21 protein-coding genes and 1 pseudogene are annotated in these 19,353 nt (G+C 61.5%); 10 read left to right on the forward strand and 12 right to left on the reverse strand.

Annotated elements, in window-relative coordinates; translation table 11 throughout:
• Together FHT76_RS28520 and FHT76_RS28525 are read right to left on the reverse strand one after the other, a co-directional pair.
• Positions 1-227: pseudogene (locus FHT76_RS28520) on the reverse strand (hypothetical protein); the annotation flags it as partial.
• A 140-nt stretch (positions 228-367) separates the two neighbouring features.
• Positions 368-2,188 carry a methyl-accepting chemotaxis protein gene (locus tag FHT76_RS28525; RefSeq protein ID WP_259186141.1) on the reverse strand — a complete coding sequence of 607 codons (1,821 nt, stop codon included), beginning with the start codon at positions 2,186-2,188 and terminating at the stop codon, positions 368-370.
• Positions 2,189-2,507: 319 nt separating this feature from the next.
• On the opposite strand from FHT76_RS28525, the gene FHT76_RS28530 reads away from it, so the two are divergent.
• The 4 genes from FHT76_RS28530 (at position 2,508) to FHT76_RS28545 (ending at position 4,321) form a co-directional block, all read left to right on the forward strand.
• Positions 2,508-2,891, forward strand: coding sequence for an acyl-CoA thioesterase (locus FHT76_RS28530; RefSeq protein WP_016554248.1), 384 nt, complete (start codon positions 2,508-2,510; stop codon positions 2,889-2,891).
• A 3-nt stretch (positions 2,892-2,894) separates the two neighbouring features.
• Positions 2,895-3,482 carry a hypothetical protein gene (locus tag FHT76_RS28535; protein ID WP_183756347.1) on the forward strand — a complete coding sequence of 196 codons (588 nt, stop codon included), beginning with the start codon at positions 2,895-2,897 and terminating at the stop codon, positions 3,480-3,482.
• Positions 3,483-3,549: 67 nt separating this feature from the next.
• Positions 3,550-3,996, forward strand: coding sequence for an SRPBCC family protein (locus FHT76_RS28540; protein ID WP_183862784.1), 447 nt, complete (start codon positions 3,550-3,552; stop codon positions 3,994-3,996).
• The gene (locus FHT76_RS28545) at positions 3,989-4,321 is read left to right on the forward strand and encodes a helix-turn-helix transcriptional regulator (RefSeq protein WP_259128571.1); all 333 of its coding nucleotides are present in this window, start codon (positions 3,989-3,991) and stop codon (positions 4,319-4,321) included. The genes FHT76_RS28540 and FHT76_RS28545 overlap by 8 nt, the downstream gene beginning before the upstream one ends.
• A gap of 22 nt (positions 4,322-4,343) precedes the next feature.
• Here FHT76_RS28545 and FHT76_RS28550 read toward each other — a convergent pair whose 3' ends face one another.
• Positions 4,344-4,697 carry a DMT family protein gene (locus FHT76_RS28550; RefSeq protein WP_183862786.1) on the reverse strand — a complete coding sequence of 118 codons (354 nt, stop codon included), beginning with the start codon at positions 4,695-4,697 and terminating at the stop codon, positions 4,344-4,346.
• 306 nt (positions 4,698-5,003) lie between these two features.
• Here FHT76_RS28550 and FHT76_RS28555 point away from each other — a divergent pair, with 306 nt between their 5' ends.
• Positions 5,004-6,239: a TIGR02594 family protein gene (locus tag FHT76_RS28555; protein ID WP_183862788.1), complete on the forward strand. Its 1,236-nt coding sequence runs from the start codon at positions 5,004-5,006 to the stop codon at positions 6,237-6,239.
• Between the two features lie 60 nt (positions 6,240-6,299).
• Here the strand turns inward: FHT76_RS28555 and FHT76_RS28560 are convergent, their stop codons facing one another.
• The 3 genes from FHT76_RS28560 to FHT76_RS28570 form a co-directional block, all read right to left on the reverse strand.
• Positions 6,300-7,547 (reverse strand): MFS transporter, encoded by a 1,248-nt coding sequence (locus FHT76_RS28560; protein ID WP_183863022.1) that lies wholly within the window; start codon positions 7,545-7,547, stop codon positions 6,300-6,302.
• 161 nt (positions 7,548-7,708) lie between these two features.
• Positions 7,709-8,035 carry a hypothetical protein gene (locus FHT76_RS28565; protein ID WP_183862789.1) on the reverse strand — a complete coding sequence of 109 codons (327 nt, stop codon included), beginning with the start codon at positions 8,033-8,035 and terminating at the stop codon, positions 7,709-7,711.
• Between the two features lie 28 nt (positions 8,036-8,063).
• Entirely contained in the window at positions 8,064-8,723 is a 660-nt protein-coding gene (locus tag FHT76_RS28570) for a dihydrofolate reductase family protein (protein ID WP_183862791.1), read from the reverse strand.
• A gap of 184 nt (positions 8,724-8,907) precedes the next feature.
• Here FHT76_RS28570 and uvrB point away from each other — a divergent pair, with 184 nt between their 5' ends.
• Positions 8,908-11,820, forward strand: a complete 2,913-nt coding sequence (gene uvrB / locus FHT76_RS28575; RefSeq protein ID WP_259186156.1) for an excinuclease ABC subunit UvrB — start codon at positions 8,908-8,910, stop codon at positions 11,818-11,820.
• 605 nt (positions 11,821-12,425) lie between these two features.
• Complete coding sequence (locus FHT76_RS28580; protein ID WP_007533154.1) at positions 12,426-12,638, forward strand: cold-shock protein; 213 nt, start codon at positions 12,426-12,428, stop codon at positions 12,636-12,638.
• Positions 12,639-12,781: 143 nt separating this feature from the next.
• Here FHT76_RS28580 and dusA read toward each other — a convergent pair whose 3' ends face one another.
• Positions 12,782-13,810: a tRNA dihydrouridine(20/20a) synthase DusA gene (dusA, locus tag FHT76_RS28585; protein WP_405049276.1), complete on the reverse strand. Its 1,029-nt coding sequence runs from the start codon at positions 13,808-13,810 to the stop codon at positions 12,782-12,784.
• Positions 13,811-13,967: 157 nt separating this feature from the next.
• Between dusA and FHT76_RS28590 the strand changes: the two genes are divergently transcribed.
• Both FHT76_RS28590 and FHT76_RS28595 read left to right on the forward strand, forming a co-directional pair.
• The gene (locus tag FHT76_RS28590; protein ID WP_183862793.1) at positions 13,968-14,663 is read left to right on the forward strand and encodes a fumarylacetoacetate hydrolase family protein; all 696 of its coding nucleotides are present in this window, start codon (positions 13,968-13,970) and stop codon (positions 14,661-14,663) included.
• Positions 14,664-14,675: 12 nt separating this feature from the next.
• Entirely contained in the window at positions 14,676-15,203 is a 528-nt protein-coding gene (locus FHT76_RS28595) for a gamma carbonic anhydrase family protein (RefSeq protein WP_183862795.1), read from the forward strand.
• Positions 15,204-15,206: 3 nt separating this feature from the next.
• Here the strand turns inward: FHT76_RS28595 and FHT76_RS28600 are convergent, their stop codons facing one another.
• The 5 genes from FHT76_RS28600 to FHT76_RS28620 form a co-directional block, all read right to left on the reverse strand.
• Positions 15,207-15,560 carry a hypothetical protein gene (locus FHT76_RS28600; protein WP_183862797.1) on the reverse strand — a complete coding sequence of 118 codons (354 nt, stop codon included), beginning with the start codon at positions 15,558-15,560 and terminating at the stop codon, positions 15,207-15,209.
• 11 nt (positions 15,561-15,571) lie between these two features.
• Positions 15,572-16,012 (reverse strand): hypothetical protein, encoded by a 441-nt coding sequence (locus tag FHT76_RS28605; protein WP_183862799.1) that lies wholly within the window; start codon positions 16,010-16,012, stop codon positions 15,572-15,574.
• Between the two features lie 115 nt (positions 16,013-16,127).
• Positions 16,128-16,526 (reverse strand): Fur family transcriptional regulator, encoded by a 399-nt coding sequence (locus tag FHT76_RS28610; protein WP_016554263.1) that lies wholly within the window; start codon positions 16,524-16,526, stop codon positions 16,128-16,130.
• Complete coding sequence (gene znuB, locus FHT76_RS28615; protein WP_183756334.1) at positions 16,526-17,338, reverse strand: zinc ABC transporter permease subunit ZnuB; 813 nt, start codon at positions 17,336-17,338, stop codon at positions 16,526-16,528. The genes FHT76_RS28610 and znuB overlap by 1 nt, the downstream gene beginning before the upstream one ends.
• Positions 17,331-18,269, reverse strand: a complete 939-nt coding sequence (locus FHT76_RS28620; RefSeq protein WP_183862801.1) for a metal ABC transporter ATP-binding protein — start codon at positions 18,267-18,269, stop codon at positions 17,331-17,333. Before FHT76_RS28620 ends, znuB begins: the two co-directional genes overlap by 8 nt.
• 101 nt (positions 18,270-18,370) lie before the next feature.
• On the opposite strand from FHT76_RS28620, the gene znuA reads away from it, so the two are divergent.
• Positions 18,371-19,345, forward strand: coding sequence for a zinc ABC transporter substrate-binding protein ZnuA (znuA, locus tag FHT76_RS28625; RefSeq protein WP_183862802.1), 975 nt, complete (start codon positions 18,371-18,373; stop codon positions 19,343-19,345).
• The last annotated feature ends 8 nt before the right edge of the window (positions 19,346-19,353 follow it).

The following is a 19,353-nucleotide window of genomic DNA, read 5'->3' on the forward strand; positions in this document are numbered from 1 at the left end:
ATCTCGGAGAACGGCACGTCCACATCCGTGTCGAAGCCGGCGAGCGATCCACTGCCATTCAGCGAGGCGGCCCAGGCATATGGGCTGACGATGACTGCCCATTCCCTCTCCGGCTCCATGCGCTCAGCATCGAAGTCAGCAGCCCTGCTCGGTGAAAACGCTATCGACGACATGCAAAACACGAGGCCGAACAAACTCATCGGCACGCAAGGCGAGAATCGAAGCATTCCTAGCCTCCGCTACGGGACGCCTCGCACCTTACTATCTGAAAGCGCAAATTCAAGGGACGCACGAACAGGTAGCCGGCACGAAAAAAGTCCCCCGCAACATTGCGCGGGAGACTTTCGATGCGTCGTTAGCCGAGTAGTCAGGCGGCGTGGGACATCCGGCCCGCGGCACCGCCAGTGGCAGCGCGCAGTCTGAAGTTGGCGAGCAATGTGCTCAGCTGCCGGCTTTCCTCGGCCAGCGTCTGGCTTGCAGCCGTAGTCTCTTCCACCATCGCGGCATTCTGCTGCGTCATCTGGTCCATGTGATTGACCGAGGTGTTGATCTCGTTGAGCCCCGTCGCCTGCTCGCGCGCCGCTGTGGCGATCGACGCGACATGGTTGTTGACGCGATTGACCAGTTCCTCGATTTCGAACAGGGCGTCGCCGGTGGAGCGCACCAGCATGACGCCGTTGCCGACCTCGCTTGCCGAGGTGCTGATCAGCACCTTGATCTCCTTTGCGGCATTGGCCGAGCGTTGCGCCAACTCACGCACTTCCTGTGCGACCACGGCGAAGCCGCGTCCCGCCTCGCCTGCACGCGCCGCCTCGACACCGGCATTGAGTGCGAGCAGGTTCGTCTGGAAGGCAATCTCGTCGATGACGCCGATGATCTGACCGATACGGTTGGACGAATCCTCGATCCGGTTCATCGCAGTTACCGCATTGCGGACAATCTCACCCGACTTGCCGGCGCTGGTCTTGGTTTCCGCTACCATCTCGCGAGCCTCCGCCGCGCGTTCCGACGCCGTCCGCACCGTCGCAGTAATTTCGTCAAGAGCCGCCGCTGTCTCTTCAAGGGCGGCCGCCTGCTGTTCGGTGCGCTTCGACAGATTGTTTGTTGCTCCGCTGATATTGCCGGCGCTGTCGTTGACGACACGCGTCGATTCCGCGATCGCCTGGATAACCCCATTCAGCGCGCCAACCGCGGAGTTGAAGTCGGATCGCAGCTTGGCATAGTCGTCGCCGAGATCGTCGATCGACACGGTCAGGTCGCCGACCGCCAGTTTCTCGAGGCCGGCACCGAGCGACTGGATGGCAAGGCTCTGACGATCCGCCGCCGAGCGCAAATTGGCCTCGTTGCCCCGACGCTCCTCCTCGATCTGCGACTGATGCCGGCCCTCGCGATCCCGCATGACCGCGCGCTCACGGACGGAATCCCGCAACACAAGCAGGGATTTCGCCATCGCGCCGATCTCGTCACGTCTGTCGTGATCGACGATGTCGACCGCATCATGCTCATCGGCAATGGCGTTCATCGCGCCCTTGAGCCGAGCGATCGGCGACGTCACGCTGCGCACAATGCCAAAGGCAACCGCGATGATGACAATCGCGCCGACAAGGCAGGCGCCGCCCGCCCAGATCGCATTCTGACGATAAAGGGCCGCAAGATCGTCGGCATAGACGCCTGTGCCGACGACCCAGCCCCAAGGTTCGAAGCCGACCACATGCGAGTATTTCAGCACCGGCTCTGCCGCACCCGGCTTCGGCCAGTAGTAGTCGACAAAGCCTTCGCCGCTCTTCTTCACGGTGTTGGCGAACTCAACGAAGATGAATTTCCCGGTCGGATCCTTGTTCTGGGACAGATCCGTTCCGTTCAGCTCCGGCTTGATCGGATGCATGATCATCGTCGGATGCATGTCATTGATCCAGAAGTAGCCATTGCCGCCGTAGCGCATGGCCGAGATCACGTCTTTCGCCGCAGTTTGCGCCTGCTCTCGCGTCATCGCGCCGGACTGTTCCAGCTTGTAGTATTTCTCGAAGATGGCGATCGCCGTCGCGTCCATCTGCGCAAGACCATGCTTGCGCTCGCTCTCCAGCTTGGCATGCGAATAGTTCAGGAAGAAGGTGATGGCGAGCACCAGAATAGTCAGCGCCAGCCCCACAAGAGAATAGAGGCGGGTGGAAATCTTGACGTTACGCATTGAGCCCCAGCAGTTCAGAATTTGATCATAGTCAAATACTGCTATGCGGGCCTTACTGGATGGTGAATTTTAATTAGATCTCACTGAATTGCCGCAAGGTGATGATTTTCTCAAATGTCTCGCATATTCGCGCAAGTCATTGATTTATATTGACCGCCCAACATTGCACCAAAGCACGCTAGGTAATATCTCATAGAACTATAGTCTGAGTTTGGGAGAGGGACGCCTCACCTCCAGACATCAGCGCGTTTCGCTTCCAGGGCATCTGCGCTAGGGTCCCTCGGAATCGTTGTCCGTTTTTCTTGAACAGGAGCCTTCCATGACCGACGCCAAGCCGAATGGCGCCCTGACCCTTCGCACCGTGGCCATGCCCGCCGACGCCAATCCGGCAGGCGACATTTTCGGCGGTTGGGTCATGGCACAGATGGACCTTGCGTCCGGCATTACGGCATCGGAACGCGCAAAGGGTCGCGTCGTCACCGCAGCGGTCAAGGAAATGGCATTCGCTCTGCCAGTGAAGATCGGCGACACTCTTTCAGTCTTCACCACGATCGAAGCTGTCGGCCGCACCTCAATCACGCTCTCGGTCGAGGCATGGGCTACCCGTGCCCGCTACAACAACATGGAACAAGTGACGGCGGCGACGTTCATCATGGTCGCGCTCGACGAGACCGGAAAGCCGAAGCCGGTTCCAGCGGAATAGGCCATGGAATCGGTCAGCTCGCCCGAGGTCTTTCTCCACATCAAGGTCGTGATGGGGATGGTGATCTCGCTCAGCCTTGCGCGGCTGCTGACGGGCATCGCCGGCATCATCCAGCATCCGGGAAAGGGCAAGCCCTATGCCGTCCATCTCGGCTGGGCGGCATCGATGTTCCTCTTCATCATCCACATCTGGTGGTGGGAGTATCGGCTGCAGGCCGTGCCGGTGCTGCATTTCGGCATCTACCTGTTTCTCGTCTCGTTCTGCTGCCTGTTCTTCATGCTCTGCGCGCTGCTCTTCCCAGCCTCGCTCGACGAGTATGGCGGCTACGAAGAGTATTTCTATTCGCGTCGGCGCTGGTTCTTCGGCACGCTCGCCCTCACCTATGCCGTCGACATCATCGATACCGCGATCAAGGGGGCAGACCATATCCAGTCTATCGGCTGGGAGTTTCCGGCGCGCAACATCGCCTATGTCATCCTCTGCGTCATCGCCGCATGGACGGCCAACCGCCGCTTCCACGCCGTCTTCGTCTGGCTCAATCTGCTCTATCAGGTCAGCTTCATTTTCCGCATCTATGACGTCCTGGGATAAATGCGCAACTTTTTGGTTGCTATTTCGCCGCCACCATGAGACAAAAGGCAACCAGGAGGTTGCCGATATGTCTGATCGCATCGAGAAAATCATCGAACTGAACGCTTCGGTCGAGCGCGTCTGGAAGGCCATCACCGATCATCGCGAATTCGGCGAATGGTTCCGCGTCCAGCTCGATGGACCCTTCGTGCCCGGCCAGAACTCGACTGGCCACATCACCCATCCCGGCTACGAACACATTCGCTGGCAGGCCACCGTCAAACGCATGGAGGAGCCCAAGCTTTTTTCCTTCACGTGGCATCCCTACGGCATCGATCCCAACGTCGACTATTCCAAGGAAGAGCCGACGCTCGTCGAGTTTCGTCTCGAGCCGACGTCGTCGGGTTCGCGCCTGACGGTCACGGAATCGGGTTTTGACAAAGTCCCGCCGCATCGCCGCGAGGAGGCATTCCGTATGAACGACGGGGGCTGGGCCGAACAGATGAAAAACATCAAGGAATACGTCGATAGATAACGTCGATTTCCACCGCGAGAACGCGGCAATCCTGTTCGCCGCCTTGGGAGACCCGACGCGCCTGTCACTGCTGACAACCCTCAGCGACGGGCGCGAACGCTCGATCGCAGGGCTTTCGGTCGGCACTGTCCTCACCCGGCAGGCGGTGACAAAGCATCTGCACGTGCTGGAACAGGCCGGCCTCGTTCGCTCCACCAAGGTTGGGCGGGAAAGCCATTACGCTTTCCAACCCGATCGGATCGGCGATATGCGTGCCTATCTCGACAGCGTCTCCCGGCAATGGGACGACGCGCTCGAACGCCTGCGCGCCTTCGTGGAGCGGTAGACACATCAGCTAGCGAATGGGCCTAGCCGCGAAAAATGAAGGATGCACCGATCGCGATCAGGGCAAAGCCGATCGCATGGTTCCACGTCAGGTTCTCGCCGAGCCAGAAGACCGAGAACCCGGAGAAGACGAGAAGCGTAATTACCTCCTGCATCGTCTTCAGCTGCGCCGTCGAATAGACAGCCGAGCCGATGCGATTCGCCGGCACGGCAAGGCAATATTCGAAAAAAGCGATCGCCCAGCTGACGACGATGGCGATGAACAGCGCCGCCCCCTTATGCTTCAGATGGCCGTACCAGGCGAAGGTCATAAAGATGTTCGACGCGAAAAGCATGACGACCGGCCAGACGGCGGCTGGGCTGAGGGCAAAAGGCATGGGTGATTCCCGGAAATTGAAACTGGCGGCAGCATGTATCGCCAAATTTCCGCTCTGCAAGGGCCCGTGCGGACTTGCAGCCGCCTCTACGTCCGCAATCGAGTGTAACACCTCAAAGGATCACTCATTCAGCAATCAGTGGTTGATGTTAATTTGTGTGAATTTCTCAAAGGCTGTGCGCCTAATAGGAAAGGCATCCGCAGATTGACAGTCCGATACGCTGCAGCGGAACGAATTGCCCGCAACATCGCCGCGCGTCGCCCGTCCGGATCGCCTTCACCAGTCGTCTACCGGAGGGGACGCGCCATGGACACGATCACAGATATAGGCAAAACCAGCTTGGCCGGAGTGCTCGCCGCTCTGGCGCAGGCAAAAATGAAGATCGGCTCGATTGTCGACGCCGGCGGCACCTATTCGGTCACCTACGATCTCGCGTCGTCTTCTTCGGACGGAGCTAGTCTCAACGAGACCCTGCCCAGCACGCCACCCGTCGCGAACATGGACAGCCCTGCCCCGCCGCCCGCCGGCGCGCATGGACCGTTCGTTCACGCTCGAGCAATCGCACCTAAAACGATCCTCTATACCGACGCGAGTGGCCGCGACGAAATCCGCGAAGGCGGATCACGCTCCTGGCGCAACTGCAACGCGGGGAATATCCGCAAGGGTGACTTCTCGATCAATTGTGGCGCCATCGGCGATGACGGCAGCTTTGCAATCTTCCCTGACGAGGATACCGGAAAGGCGGCCATCATCGCGCTGTTGCGAACGGCAACCTATATCAAGCTCACGCTCAAGCAGGCGATTTTCCGCTACGCTCCGCCGGAGGAGAACAAGTCAGCTGAGTACGCTCAGTTCATCCACGATAAGACAGGCGTTGCGCTGACTGCGGTTCTCGCCGACCTGAAAATGGACGATTTCCGAAAGATCGCCAGGTTCATTCAGGTCGTTGAAGGTTGGAAGCCCGGCACAATCAGACCGAACGCACCGCCTGCACCGCTGATGGGAGCGGCGATTGGCGTGGCATCCTCAGCGGCATCGGCAACGCAGGACTGGATGACCATCGCCCGCCGCGAAGCAGCCCTCCCGGCGCATGAACGTAGCCAGTGGCCGGATCCCGGCGAGAACCCCCGCATCCTCAATTACTTCAAGGTCTGCGCACCATGGTTCGAGGTTGCCGGCGGCGACGAGGTCGATTGGTGCGCCGCCTTCGTCAATTACTGCCTGGTCAGTAGCGGCCACATGGGCACCGATCATCCCGGCGCCCGTTCGTTCTTCTGGAACAAGAAGAACCAGTTCCTCGTGCTCAAGGAACCGAAACCGGGCGCGATCGCGGTTCGTCGCTATGCGCCCTTTACCGATCCGAGCTGGGCAACCGGCAACGGCCATGTCGGTTTCGTGGTCTCCTGGACCAATACGACCATCACACTGCTTGGTGGAAACCAGAGCAACACGGTTTGCGAGAAAACCTTCCCCCTAATCGAAAAGAACGGAAACACCAAAGAATCCGAGTTCGTCCGTTTCCTGATGCCCGTGATCGTCTGAACTCGAACGGTAAGCGGGCGCGGACACACCGCGCCCGCTTCCAGCGGTTCGTTTGGCCGATCATGCACGCAGACCGCGTGGCTCCTCGGCCTCCTCCGTTCCGAACCGCACATCCTTCTTCTCGTAACCAAAGCCGGCGAGCAGCGCGACGACGATGGCAACGACGGCCGCGACCATAAGCAGCGCGTACGCATAGTCGCCGTCCCAACGCTCGGCCAGTCCCGCCTGCAGCGTCGCATTGCCTGACGCGAGCAGATTGCCGAGCTGGTAGGCAAATCCCGGGAACGTGCCGCGTACCTCGTCTGGCGACAGCTCATTGAGATGCACCGGCACGATGCCCCAGGCGCCCTGCACGAAGAACTGCATCAGGAACGCACCGATCGCGAGCAGCACCGGTCCCGGCGCATAGACCCAAAGCGGCGCCACCGGCACGGCGATCAGCGATGCGATGACGATCGCCTTCTTGCGCCCGATCCGCTGCGAAAGCGCACCGAAGAAGAGACCACCGCAGATCGCGCCGATATTGTAGACGATGGCAATCGCGCCGGTCGTATAGCTATCGTAGTTGCGTTGGGTCTCCAGGAAGGTCGGATAGAGATCCTGCGTTCCGTGGCTGAAGAAGTTGAACGCTGTCATCAGCAGCACGGACCACAGGAACAGCGGCACGTTTTCACGTAGCACTGTATGGAACGGTCGGCGTCCCTGTTTCTGCCGCTTGAGAAACGCCGGGCTCTCCTCGACGCTGCGCCGGATGTAGAGCACCAGCAACGCCGGCAGCGCCCCGACGAAGAACATGCCCCGCCAGCCGATGACTGGGAAGAGCAGGAAAAAGACGATCGAGGCGAGCAGATAACCAGAGGGGTAACCGGCCTGCAGGATGCCGGAGACAATGCCACGGCTATCTTCAGGGACGGTTTCCATGACGAGTGACGCGCCGACGCCCCATTCGCCGCCCATGGCGATGCCGTAGAGCGCCCTGAGCATGATGAACATGGTCAGCCCCGTCGAGAAACCGGTCAGAAACTCGAACAGCGAATAGAGCGCCACATTCACCATCAGCGTGATACGGCGGCCATATTTGTCTGATGCGAGCCCGAAGAGCAGGGCGCCGAGCGGCCGCATCGCAAGCGTCAGGAAGATCGCGACCGACACGGCCGCGACGTCGGTGTGAAACTCATCTGCAATGTGCTTGAGAACGAAAACCAGAATGAAGAAATCGAAGGCATCGAGCGTCCAGCCGAGATAGCTGGCAATAACGGTGTTGCGCTGCTGCGAGGTGAGCGCGCGCAGGCTCTGCAATGCGGACATCATGTTCCTCCGTCCGAAAGCGGCGGCGAGGCGGGCAATGTCCGGATGCCGTCGAAGAGAGGGATCGCCCGGGGATGGGCGAGGTCGAAGCTGTGACAGGCAGCCTCGTTTAACGTCAGCATTGCTGCCCTTGTTCCCGGCTGCGACAGTTTGACCGTCGCTCAGCTTTCACCGGCAAGCTTTTCGCGAATGTGATCCGGCCCGCCGGTCATGCGCCTGGCAAAAGGCCGGTCGGGATCCACGACACGCCAGAACGGCGCGCTGCCCTCCTTGCTGATGTGCACCAGATGCCGCTGCACCGTGACGGGGCAGCAGGCATCCGCGCCGTATTTCGCCGCGAGCGCGCGCCGGATCTCCGCCAGATCCGACAGCTGCCCCGTCGGCGCGCTTTGCAACGCATCGACGACCATGCTTTCGCTCGGGATCAGCATGCGCTGCTCCTGAGCCCTGCCCTTTGGCCGCATCTTGATAACGGGAATATCGCTCATGGTATCCTCTGCAGATCGAGAGCCGCGCTCAGGTGAGGTTCCTGCGACGCTCTACCTCGGCAGCGGTCGGCTGTTCGAACTCGAACGAGCCAGTCACGATATCGCCGTCGCGAACATACTTGTTCACCGTGACGCCAGTGCCCGAAGTCCGCGAACTGATGAGCTTCAGCTTGCCCGGAGATGCTCCGTCGCCGAACAGCCGCTTGCCCTTGCCGAGCACGACAGGAAAGAACGAGACATACAGCTCATCGACCAGATCGTTCCGGAACAGCGTCTGCAGGAAGTGGGTCGATCCTTGCGTCAGCAGGTCAGGTCCAACGCTCGCTTTCAACGCCTTGAGCGCGCCGACGACGTCGGCTCCGAGCACTTGGCTGTTCTGCCAACCTGGCTTGAAGTCCGGATTGCGCGTGGCGACATATTTGGTGATCTTGTCGAACAGCGGCCCGATCGGATCGTCTGACGCAACGTAAGGCCAATGCGCGGCAAAGATGTCATAGGTCTTGCGGCCAAGCAGCAGATCGAAGGGATTGGCGAACATCTCGCCGACCGACTCTCCCATCGCCTCGTCGAAATAAGGCGCGGCCCAGCCGCCATAGCGGAAACCGCCGATCGGATCCTCATCCGGACCGCCCGGCGCCTGCATGACGCCGTCGAGACTGACGAATGCACCTGTCATGATCTTCCGCATCCTCATTTTCCTCCATGAAAACCTGCGTAGCTTGTGCACCAAGGACGTTCGCCCGCCGCCCGCGCCGACAATTGCATCCGACAAAATCCGCCGCCACTGTTTGCCAAATCCGAACGATTCTTTTGTTTCCCTTTTGTACTCTTTGCCCCTTCACTTTCGCGGTGACTCTCGCCATATTCCGGCCATGGCCAAAACTCCGAAGAAATCCCCCGCCCCTGTTGGCTTCGAGGAAGCCCCGCATTCGTCCTTCGAGGGCGCGCCCCTGTCCGGTTCCGTATCCGATTGGGTGAAGCAGCTGGAGGCCGATGCCGAGGCGTCAAGTGTCGAGACGCAGCGCCAGATCGCCTCGAAGGCCGGCAAGCACCGCAAGAAGGTGGAGATCGCCGCCTCCAAATCCGCGCGCGGTACCTCCATGGGCGGCTCGACCGACCCGAAAACCCGCGCCGCCGCCGGCCTCAACCCGGTCGCGGGCATGGACACGACGCTGGAGCAAGCCGCTTCGCTGCAGGCCGGCACCGCCGTCACCGCCACTGTCGAGGCCCTGTCGGCGCTGATCGAGAGCGGCAACCCGCTTCACAAGAACGGCAAGATCTGGACGCCGCACCGCCCCGCCCGGCCCGACAAGTCCGAAGGCGGCATCTCGATCCGCATGGACTCGGAATACCAGCCCGCCGGCGACCAGCCGACCGCCATCAAGGACCTCGTCGAGGGCCTCGAAAATGGCGACCGCAGCCAGGTTCTGCTCGGCGTCACCGGCTCCGGCAAGACCTTCACCATGGCCAAGGTGATCGAGGAAACCCAGCGCCCGGCCCTGATCCTGGCGCCGAACAAGACGCTCGCCGCCCAGCTCTATTCCGAGTTCAAGAACTTCTTCCCCGACAACGCGGTTGAGTACTTCGTCTCCTACTACGACTACTACCAGCCGGAAGCCTACGTGCCGCGCTCCGACACCTATATCGAGAAGGAATCCTCGATCAACGAGCAGATCGACCGCATGCGCCACTCGGCGACGCGCTCGCTGCTCGAGCGCGACGACTGCATCATCGTCGCCTCGGTCTCCTGCATCTACGGTATCGGCTCGGTCGAGACCTATACCGCCATGACCTTCCAGATGAATGTCGGCGACCGCCTCGACCAGCGCCAGCTGCTCGCCGACCTCGTCGCCCAGCAATACAAGCGCCGCGACATGGATTTCCAGCGCGGCTCCTTCCGCGTCCGCGGTGACACCATCGAAATCTTCCCTGCCCACCTGGAAGACGCGGCCTGGCGCATAAGCATGTTCGGCGACGAGATCGACGCGATCACCGAGTTCGACCCGCTGACCGGCGCCAAGACCGGCGACCTGAAATCGGTGAAGATCTACGCCAACTCGCACTACGTCACCCCGCGCCCGACGCTGAACGCCGCCATCAAGTCGATCAAGGAGGAGCTGAAGGGCCGCCTCGCCGAACTCGAAAAGGCCGGCCGCCTGCTGGAGGCCCAGCGCCTGGAACAGCGCACCCGCTACGATATCGAAATGCTCGAGGCCACAGGCTCCTGCCAGGGCATCGAGAACTATTCGCGTTATCTCACCGGCCGCGACCCCGGCGACCCGCCGCCGACGCTGTTCGAATATGTCCCCGACAACGCCATCGTCTTCATCGACGAAAGCCATGTCACCATCCCGCAGATCGGCGGCATGTACCGAGGCGACTTCCGCCGCAAGGCGACGCTCGCCGAATACGGCTTCCGCCTGCCCTCCTGCATGGACAACCGTCCCTTGCGCTTCGAGGAATGGGACGCCATGCGCCCGGACACGATCGCCGTCTCCGCCACCCCCGGCGGCTGGGAGATGGAACAGGCAGGCGGCGTCTTCGCCGAACAGGTCATCCGCCCGACCGGCCTGATCGACCCGCCGGTTGAGGTCCGCTCGGCCCGCAGCCAGGTCGACGACGTGCTCGGCGAAATCCGCGAGACCGCGGCCAAGGGCTACCGCACCCTCTGCACCGTGCTCACCAAGCGCATGGCCGAGGACCTGACCGAATACCTGCACGAACAGGGCGTCCGCGTCCGCTACATGCACAGCGACATCGACACGCTCGAGCGCATCGAGATCATCCGCGACCTCCGCCTCGGCGCCTTCGACGTGCTGGTCGGCATCAACCTTCTGCGCGAAGGCCTCGACATTCCCGAATGCGGCTTCGTCGCCATCCTCGATGCCGACAAGGAAGGCTTCCTGCGCTCCGAGACCTCGCTGATCCAGACCATCGGCCGCGCCGCACGTAATGTCGACGGCAAGGTCATCCTCTATGCCGACAACATCACCGGCTCGATGCAGCGCGCCATGGACGAGACCGCGCGCCGCCGCGAAAAGCAGGTGGCCTATAACGAGGAACACGGCATCACGCCGGAGAGCGTCAAGGCGAAGATCTCCGACATCCTCGACTCGGTCTACGAACGCGACCACGTCCGCGCCGACATTTCAGGCGCCTCGGGCAAGGGTTTTGCCGATGGCGGCAACCTCGTCGGCGGCAACCTGCAGACTCATCTCAACGCGCTGGAAAAGCAGATGCGCGACGCCGCCGCCGACCTCGACTTCGAAAAGGCCGCCCGCCTGCGCGACGAGATCAAGCGCCTCAAGGCCGCCGAACTCGCCGTCATGGACGACCCGATGGCGCGCGAGGAAGCACGCTCGCAGGAGGGCAGCGGCAAGAAGAGCGGCAAGCCGGCCGCTGGCGGAAGCTCCCTCTTCGCCAAGCCCGGCCTCAACGACATGGGCCCGGGCACCGACACCGAAACCCCGCTCTTCCGCAAGCCCGATCTCGATGAAATGGGCCGCGACGTCGCGGACCCCGCCGGCAAGAGCCTCTTCCGCCGCAACAGCCTCGACGAAATGACCGTCGGCCGCACCGAAAAACCGGTCGCCGGCCACCTGCCGGACAAGCCCGAGGCCGCCAAGGGCACGAAGCGCTTCTCACTGCTGCTGGAAGGCCAGCCGGAACGCGACGCCGTCAGGCCGCTGGTGCGCGGCAAGACCGGCGTCGGCAGCTACGAGGATGCGGTGGACCAGAAGCGCAAGGGTCGGACAAAGGGCAAGACGGGTCGGCCCGGAAGATAGAGGATGTCTCCTCTCGACCCAAAGCGGACTTATGGGCGTTCGCGTCCTTCGAGGAGGATGTCACGATCATCGCCTATGCGGTTTCCGATTCCAGCGGCAAGCCGCTCGTCTCCCACGTTCGCGGTAGCGCCGACCTGGTGCAGCACAAGCTGGCGGGCGGGGCGGCGCGCGCTAGGATGGACGGCCCTCAGGGCGCGGCCGGGATGGCGAAGGAGCGCAACGGTGCCGTTCCGGCACAGTTTCCCGAAACGGCACAACATCAGCTGTGAGTGCTTACGATTCGTCAAGTGTCTGAATCTTTGTCGATTCCCGTGTCGCAGAATCGCGTGCCACAATATTGCCGCTTGCCTTTTGCTTCGAATGCTGTCACCAAATGCGGCTCTCGGGCATTTGCATGCCGGTGACTGGACTGATGTGGTAAAGCTTTCCGGCAGGAAGGCGGCGTGGGGGACACCCGCGTACGTAGACGTTCTTTCCCCGTTCGTGAACTACTCGACTGACCCTTCGCGCGCTGAATTTTGATGAGGGGGCGCGAAAGCTAAAGCCGTCCGTTTCCTCTCGCGGGGGATGGATACCAAACAGACTAAGGGAAAAGGACTATCCCAATGGCCACCAAGGGCACCGTAAAATTCTTCAACCAGGACAAGGGTTTTGGTTTCATCACGCCAGAAGGCGGCGCGAAGGACGTTTTCGTCCACATCTCCGCGCTGCAGGCTTCCGGCATCCAGTCGCTGCGCGAAGGCCAGCAGGTTACCTTCGACACCGAGCCGGACCGCATGGGCAAGGGCCCGAAGGCCGTCAACATCTCGGCTAACTAATTCATTTTCTGCTTCGGCAGGAAAGAGGACGGCGCTCCGCAAGGGGCGCCGTTTTTCGTTTGCGGGATCGATCGGCTGCCCCGCGAAACGCTCGAGCGGCAATGCGGCTCGCCAGCCGAGCTCCGTTTCGTCGCGCGGCAGCGCTATGCGCCGACCGCTTCCCGCGCACCTTCGAAATCGACCGCAGCAAAGGCTGCGGCAATCACCTCGGGCCCGGCTCCTGCCTTGACGGCATCGGTCGACAGGATCTGCCGATAGCGCCGCGCGCCAGGCAACCCGGTAAACAGCCCGACCATATGCCGCGCCACCTGCTGCAGCCGCCCGCCATTGGCGACATGACGCTCGGCATAGGCCATCATCCGGTCGCGGATATCGCCCCAGTCTGCCGCCTCCGGCGCCGCGCCATAGAAGCGGCGGTCGACATCGGCGAGGACGCCGGCGTTCTGATAGGCCGCGCGTCCGAGCATGATGCCGTCGATATGGTCGAGATGCCCGGCCGCCTCGTCCAGCGTCTGGATGCCGCCGTTGATGCCGATGAAGACATCCGGCCGCGCCTGCTTCATGCGGTAGACGATCTCGTAGTCGAGCGGCGGGATCTCACGGTTCTCCTTCGGCGACAGGCCCTTCAGCCAGGCCTTGCGCGCATGGATCCAGATCGCATCGGCGCCGGCATCGAGCACGCGGTCGAGAAGGCCGGGCAGCGCCGCATCAGGATCCTGCTCGTCGACGCCGATCCGGCATTTCACCGTCACAGGCACGTCGGCCACCGCCTTCATCGCCGCCACGCAGGCCGCCACGGTCTCGGGCGTCAGCATCAGGCAGGCGCCGAAGGTGCCCGATTGCACTCGGTCCGAGGGACAGCCGACATTGAGGTTGATCTCGTCATAGCCATAGGGTGCCGCGATCCTGACCGCCTCGGCAAGCTTCGCCGGATCCGATCCGCCGAGTTGCAGCGCCACAGGATGCTCCGCCGTATCGAAGGATAGTAGCCGTTCGCGAGGCCCATGGATGATCGCATCGGCCACGACCATTTCCGTGTAGAGCAGCGCATTGCGGCTGATCTGCCGGTGGAAATAGCGGCAATGGCGATCGGTCCAGTCGATCATCGGCGCAACGGCAAAGATCGGCTGAGCTGACTTCAGGGCATCGGCGTAGAAATTGGATGTAGTCATGCCGCGCTCATAGCGCAAAGACGGGTGAAATGCCAGTTTGCGGCGCGCAAGGCAGCAATGCGGCGATGCACGGCAGCCACTAATCGGCGAACCGCACTTTCCCCCCCGCTTCCTTTCCGTCTAAGATGCCGGGACTCACAAATAGCACGAGCCTGCAATGTCCCTTCCCGCAACTGTCATCCCCCTTCACCAACCCGTCCTGCTTCCCGTCGAAGGCACCGCTGACGCATTTCCCGTGCGTCGCGTCTACTGTGTCGGGCGCAACTATGCCGACCACGCGATCGAGATGGGCCATGACCCGAGCCGCGAGCCGCCCTTCTTCTTCCAGAAGAACGCCGAAAACCTGGTGGCTGAGGGCAAGAATTTCCCTTACCCGCCGCTTTCAAGCGATGTGCATTTCGAAGTCGAGTGCGTTCTGGCGCTGAAGGCCGGCGGCCAGGATATTCCCGCTGAGAAGGCGCTTGATTGCATCTACGGCTATGCCGTCGGTATCGACTTCACGCGTCGCGACCTGCAGGCGGAGGCGAAGAAGCTCGGTCGTCCCTGGGAGGTCGCCAAAGCCTTCGAATATTCCGCACCCGTATCGCCGATCGTCCCGGCGGCCAAGCTCGGGCATCCCTTGGCGGGTCGTATCTGGCTGGAACTGAACGGCAAGCGCGTCCAGGATGGCGACCTCAACCAGATGATCTGGAAGGTGCCAGAGATCATCGCCGAACTATCGAAACTCTTCATCCTGGCGCCGGGCGACGTCATCATGACCGGCACGCCAGCCGGTGTCGGCGCCGTGACGAGGGGCGACCACGTCAAGTGCGGCATCGACGGTATCGCCACACTGTCGGTGAAGGTGGCCTGAGAGGAGACGTCCATGCCTGTCTACGCGCTCGGCGGACTGACGCCGGATCTACCGGCACCCGGCACCTACTGGATCGCGCCTGATGCCCATGTCATCGGCCAGGTTTCGCTTGGTGTCGATGTCGGCATCTGGTTTGGGGCAGTGCTGCGCGGCGACAATGAGCCGATTCTGGTCGGGGCGGCGACGAATATCCAGGAAGGTGCGATGCTGCATACCGATCCAGGCTTTCCCGTAACGATCGGTGAAGGCTGCACCATCGGTCATCACGCCATCGTCCACGGCTGCACGATCGGCAACAATTCGCTGATCGGCATGGGCGCCACGGTCCTGAACGGCGCGAAGATAGGCAGCAACTGCCTGGTCGGCGCCAATGCGCTGATCACCGAGGGCAAGGAGTTTCCCGACAACTCCCTGATCGTCGGCTCGCCCGCGCGCGTGGTCCGCACGCTCGACGAGGCGGCGATCGAAAAGCTCCGCCGTTCCGCCGAGAAATATGTCGGCAACTGGCAGCGCTTTGCGCGGGATCTTCGTCCCCTCTGACCGTCAGAACAGCAGGCCTACCCCGGTCACGTTCTTGACAGCCGTTTTCACGAGGTCGAAGACGGCATTCAGGATCTTCTGCGCGGCGGCGTAAAGGAGGAATTCGAACTCGGCCAGCGCGCTGTTGAGATTGAGTTCGAGCAGATGCAGCGTCAGGTCCGCGGCCTTCACGGTGATCGTCTTGGCCGCCAGTTGCGCCATGACCTTGGCGGTCTTTTGCGCGATGAAGCCCAGCTGATATGTCATCTCGTCGCGAATGGCGGTCCATTGGCCTTTTGCCGTCGCCGCAGCGACGGACAGCAGTCCTTCAAGCAGCTCCCCGGCAGATTTTGGTGCGAAAGTCGCGTCAACAGGCATGGATGTTTCTCCTACTTCAATGAGCCTTCCATCGTCCTGGCAATGCCGCAGGTGTTCCGAACGATGGAGATGTTGTCTGCTTCGTTGGGCTGCTGACCATTCTCTTCGAAGGCGGCTCGCGATAGTTCGATTGACTGCCGGCAGCGTTCGATGTTGTCTGCCAATAGTTGGGCGGCACGCGCCGAAGGTTTTCCCTGGAGATATGCCGGGCGTTGCCCGGCGATCTCGCCCGCGTCCTTCACCATCGCGAGAGCCTCGATGTAATATGGCTCCACGTCACGATAACGCGTGCGTTGCGGCGCCTTCGTCCCCAGCGCGGTTTCGATCTTGGTCAGACTGGAGTGTGCACCCTCAAGCTTCGTATAGACGGCCTCGTTGTAAGCAGGCGCAAAGATTGCGCATCCGTCGAGCGGAATCGTCACGGCCAGCAAGAGTAGATAATGTTTCGGCATATGCGCGGTCCCCAGTCCCTGCCGCACATCATAATTCAACCTGAAATACAATCAATAATTACATATAGAAAAATACACAATCAATGCGAGATATTGGTTGCAAGCTGGCGTTAGCCTAAGCGGCACACGCCTCACACAGACCGCGGATCTCGATTGTCGTCTTCTCCGCCTTGAATTTCTTCCCGCGCGTCCAGTCCATGAGGCGGTGATCGACCTCGTGGTCGTGGAATTCCATCACGTGGCCGCAGCTCTCGCAGATGGCGAAGGCGACGATGCCGTGACTATGGCAGTTCTGGTCCGGGTGCGCGCAGGCCACGAAGGCGTTGATGCTTTCGAGCCGGTGCACGACGCCATACTCAAGCAGCTTCTCAAGCGCACGGTAGACCTGCAGCGGCGCGCGAAAACCGTGATCGCGCAGCTTGTCGAGGATCGTATAGGCACTGAGCGGTCCGTCCGCCTTTTCGAGAACCTCAAAAACGAGAGCCTGGTTCTTGGTCAAAGCAGGTGCATTCATCAACGTTGTCCTTCCGGGACCTGCCCGCGTCCACGCTTCGGCAGCAGGCTCAGAATGAAGAGGATCAGGGCTGCGACAACGATCGACGGGCCGGAGGGCGTGTCGTAGGTCAGCGAGCCGAACAACCCGCCGACCACGGCGACAGCGCCGATCAGCGAGGCGAAGATGGCCATCACCTCGGGCGTCGAGGCAAAACGGCGCGCTGCGGCCGCCGGAATGATCAGCAGCGAGGTGATCAGCATGATTCCAACGATCTTCATGGCGATGGCAATGACGACGGCCATCAGCAGCATGAAGAAGAGCCGCGCCCGCTCAGGCTGCAGCCCTTCGGCCTCTGCAAGCTCTGGATTGACGGTGGAGGCCAGAAGCGGCCGCCAGAGCCAGGCGATCGCCGCCAGCACGAGAATGCCGCCGCCCCAGATCATGACGATATCCGTCTTCGAGACCGCGAGGATGTCGCCGAACAGGAAGGCAATGAGATCGATGCGCACCCAGCTCATGAAGGCGACCATGACGAGGCCGATCGCCAGCGTCGCATGCGAGAGAATGCCGAGCAGCGCATCAGCCGACAGCGCCTGGCGTTTCTGCAGGAACAGCAGGAGGATCGAAACCGTCGCCGCTACCAGGAACACCGCAAGTGTCAGGTTGAACTGCAGCAACAGCGACAGCGCGACACCAAGCAGTGCGGAATGGGCGATCGTATCGCCGAAATAGGCCATGCGCCGCCAGATGATGAAGCAGCCGAGCGGGCCGGTTGTCAGCGCCAGGCCAACGCCGGCGAGGATGGCGCGGACGAAGAAATCGTCAAACATGGCGCTCTCCTGCGGGCTGCTTGTGATCGTGGCCGTCATCGTGATTATGACCGACGCTGGCACGGCTGTGGTCGTGGCTATGGCCGGCGTGGTCGTGATGGGCGTGGTCGTGCCCGTCATCGCCATGATGGTGGCCATCGTCGGGGTGGCAGTGATCGGTGACGGAACCGTCGGAATGCAGCACCCGGCCATCCGGCAGATGCGTGTGGTCGTGGTGATGGCTATAGACCGCGAGCGCCTGCGCCGCACGGCTGCCGAACAGGCGGACATATTCCGCGCTCTGAGTCACCGCCTGCGGCGTACCGCGGCAGCAGACATGGCCGTTGAGGCAGATCACGGTGTCCGTCGCCGCCATGACCACATGCAGGTCGTGCGAGATCAGCAGGATACCGCAGCCGGTCGTGTTGCGGATCGACTGGATCAGGTCGTAAATCGCGATCTCTCCGGAAAAATCGACACCCTGCACAGGTTCGTCGAGCACCAACAGATCGGGCTTGCGGGCGATGGCGCGCGCCATCAAAGCCCGCTGAAATTCGCCGCCGGACAAATGCTGCACTTCGGCACCGAGCATGTGCGACAGTCCAACCGCGTCGAGAGCAGCCGCCATATCGGCGTCGGAGAGAGGCCCGGTCAGCGTCATCAGCCGGCGCACGGTAAGCGGCAACGTCCAGTCGATCGCCAGCTTCTGCGGCACATAACCGACCTTGAGGCCGCCAGCACGCTCCACCCTGCCCTCGTCGGGCTTCAACACGCCAATCGCCGTCTTCACCGTCGTCGACTTGCCAGAGCCGTTAGGGCCGATCAGCGTGACGATCTCGCCGCGCGAGACGGAGAAATCCACACCGCGGACGAGCCAGCGGTCGTTTCTGCGAACGCCAACATTGGAAAGCGAGACCAATGGCTTCGCTTCGGAATTTGCAGGAGAGAACATCATTTTTCCGAATGTGCTGTTGCGACTTGCTATCGCACACGTTATAGCATAACGCAATTGATGTAATAACATAACAATTGCAATTCAAGCGGAGTACGCCGATGAAATTCGCGATGGCCCTTACCCTCGCAATCCCTGCCATCTTCTTTGCCGAGGCGGGCAGAACGGCGGATGCGCCTGTCGTGGTCACCTCGATCAAGCCGGTACACTCGCTGGTATCGGCGATCATGCAGGGCGTCGGCACACCGGAACTGATCGTTGATGGCGCGGCCTCGCCGCATACCTACAACATGAAGCCGTCGAACGCGCGGGCGCTGCAGAACGCCAAAGTAGTGTTCTGGGTCGGCCCCGGGCTCGAAGCATTTCTGGAGAAGCCTCTGGAAGCGATCGGGTCAGACGCCGGCGTCGCCGAGCTCGACAAGGCGCCGGGCCTCACAAAGCTCAAGTTCCGCGAAGGCGGCGCCTTCGAGCCGCACGATGACGGCGAAGATCATCATGATGGCGATGGACACGACCATGCTCATGCAGACGCCGATCATGGCCACGATCATGGGGTATTCGACACCCATCTCTGGCTTGATCCGCAGAATGCCAAGGCAATGGCTGCCGAGATCACCACCACCCTCGTCGCAGCCGACCCCGCCAATGCCCTCACCTACCAGGCCAACGCCAAGACGCTGGACGACCGGCTCGACGCGCTGGACAAGGAAATTTCAAGCATCGTATCACCAGTCAAGGACAAGCCATTCATCGTTTTCCACGACGCCTACCAGTATTTCGAAAACCGCTATCACGTGCGGGTCGCTGGCTCGATCACCGTCAGCCCTGAAACGATCCCCGGCGCCGAACGCATTGCCGAGATCCACAAGAAGGTCGGTGAACTCGGCGCCACCTGCGTCTTCGCCGAACCGCAGTTCCAGCCACGATTGGTCGATGTGGTGATCGAGGGAACGAAAGCGAAAGCCGGCGTCCTCGATCCCGAGGCCGCCACGCTCGACGCCGGGCCGGACCTCTATTTCAACCTCATGCACGGCATCGCCAACAGCATGAAGGAGTGCCTTTCGCGAGAAAGCTGAGATGGCAA

This window comes from Rhizobium sp. BK176 (assembly GCF_024808055.1).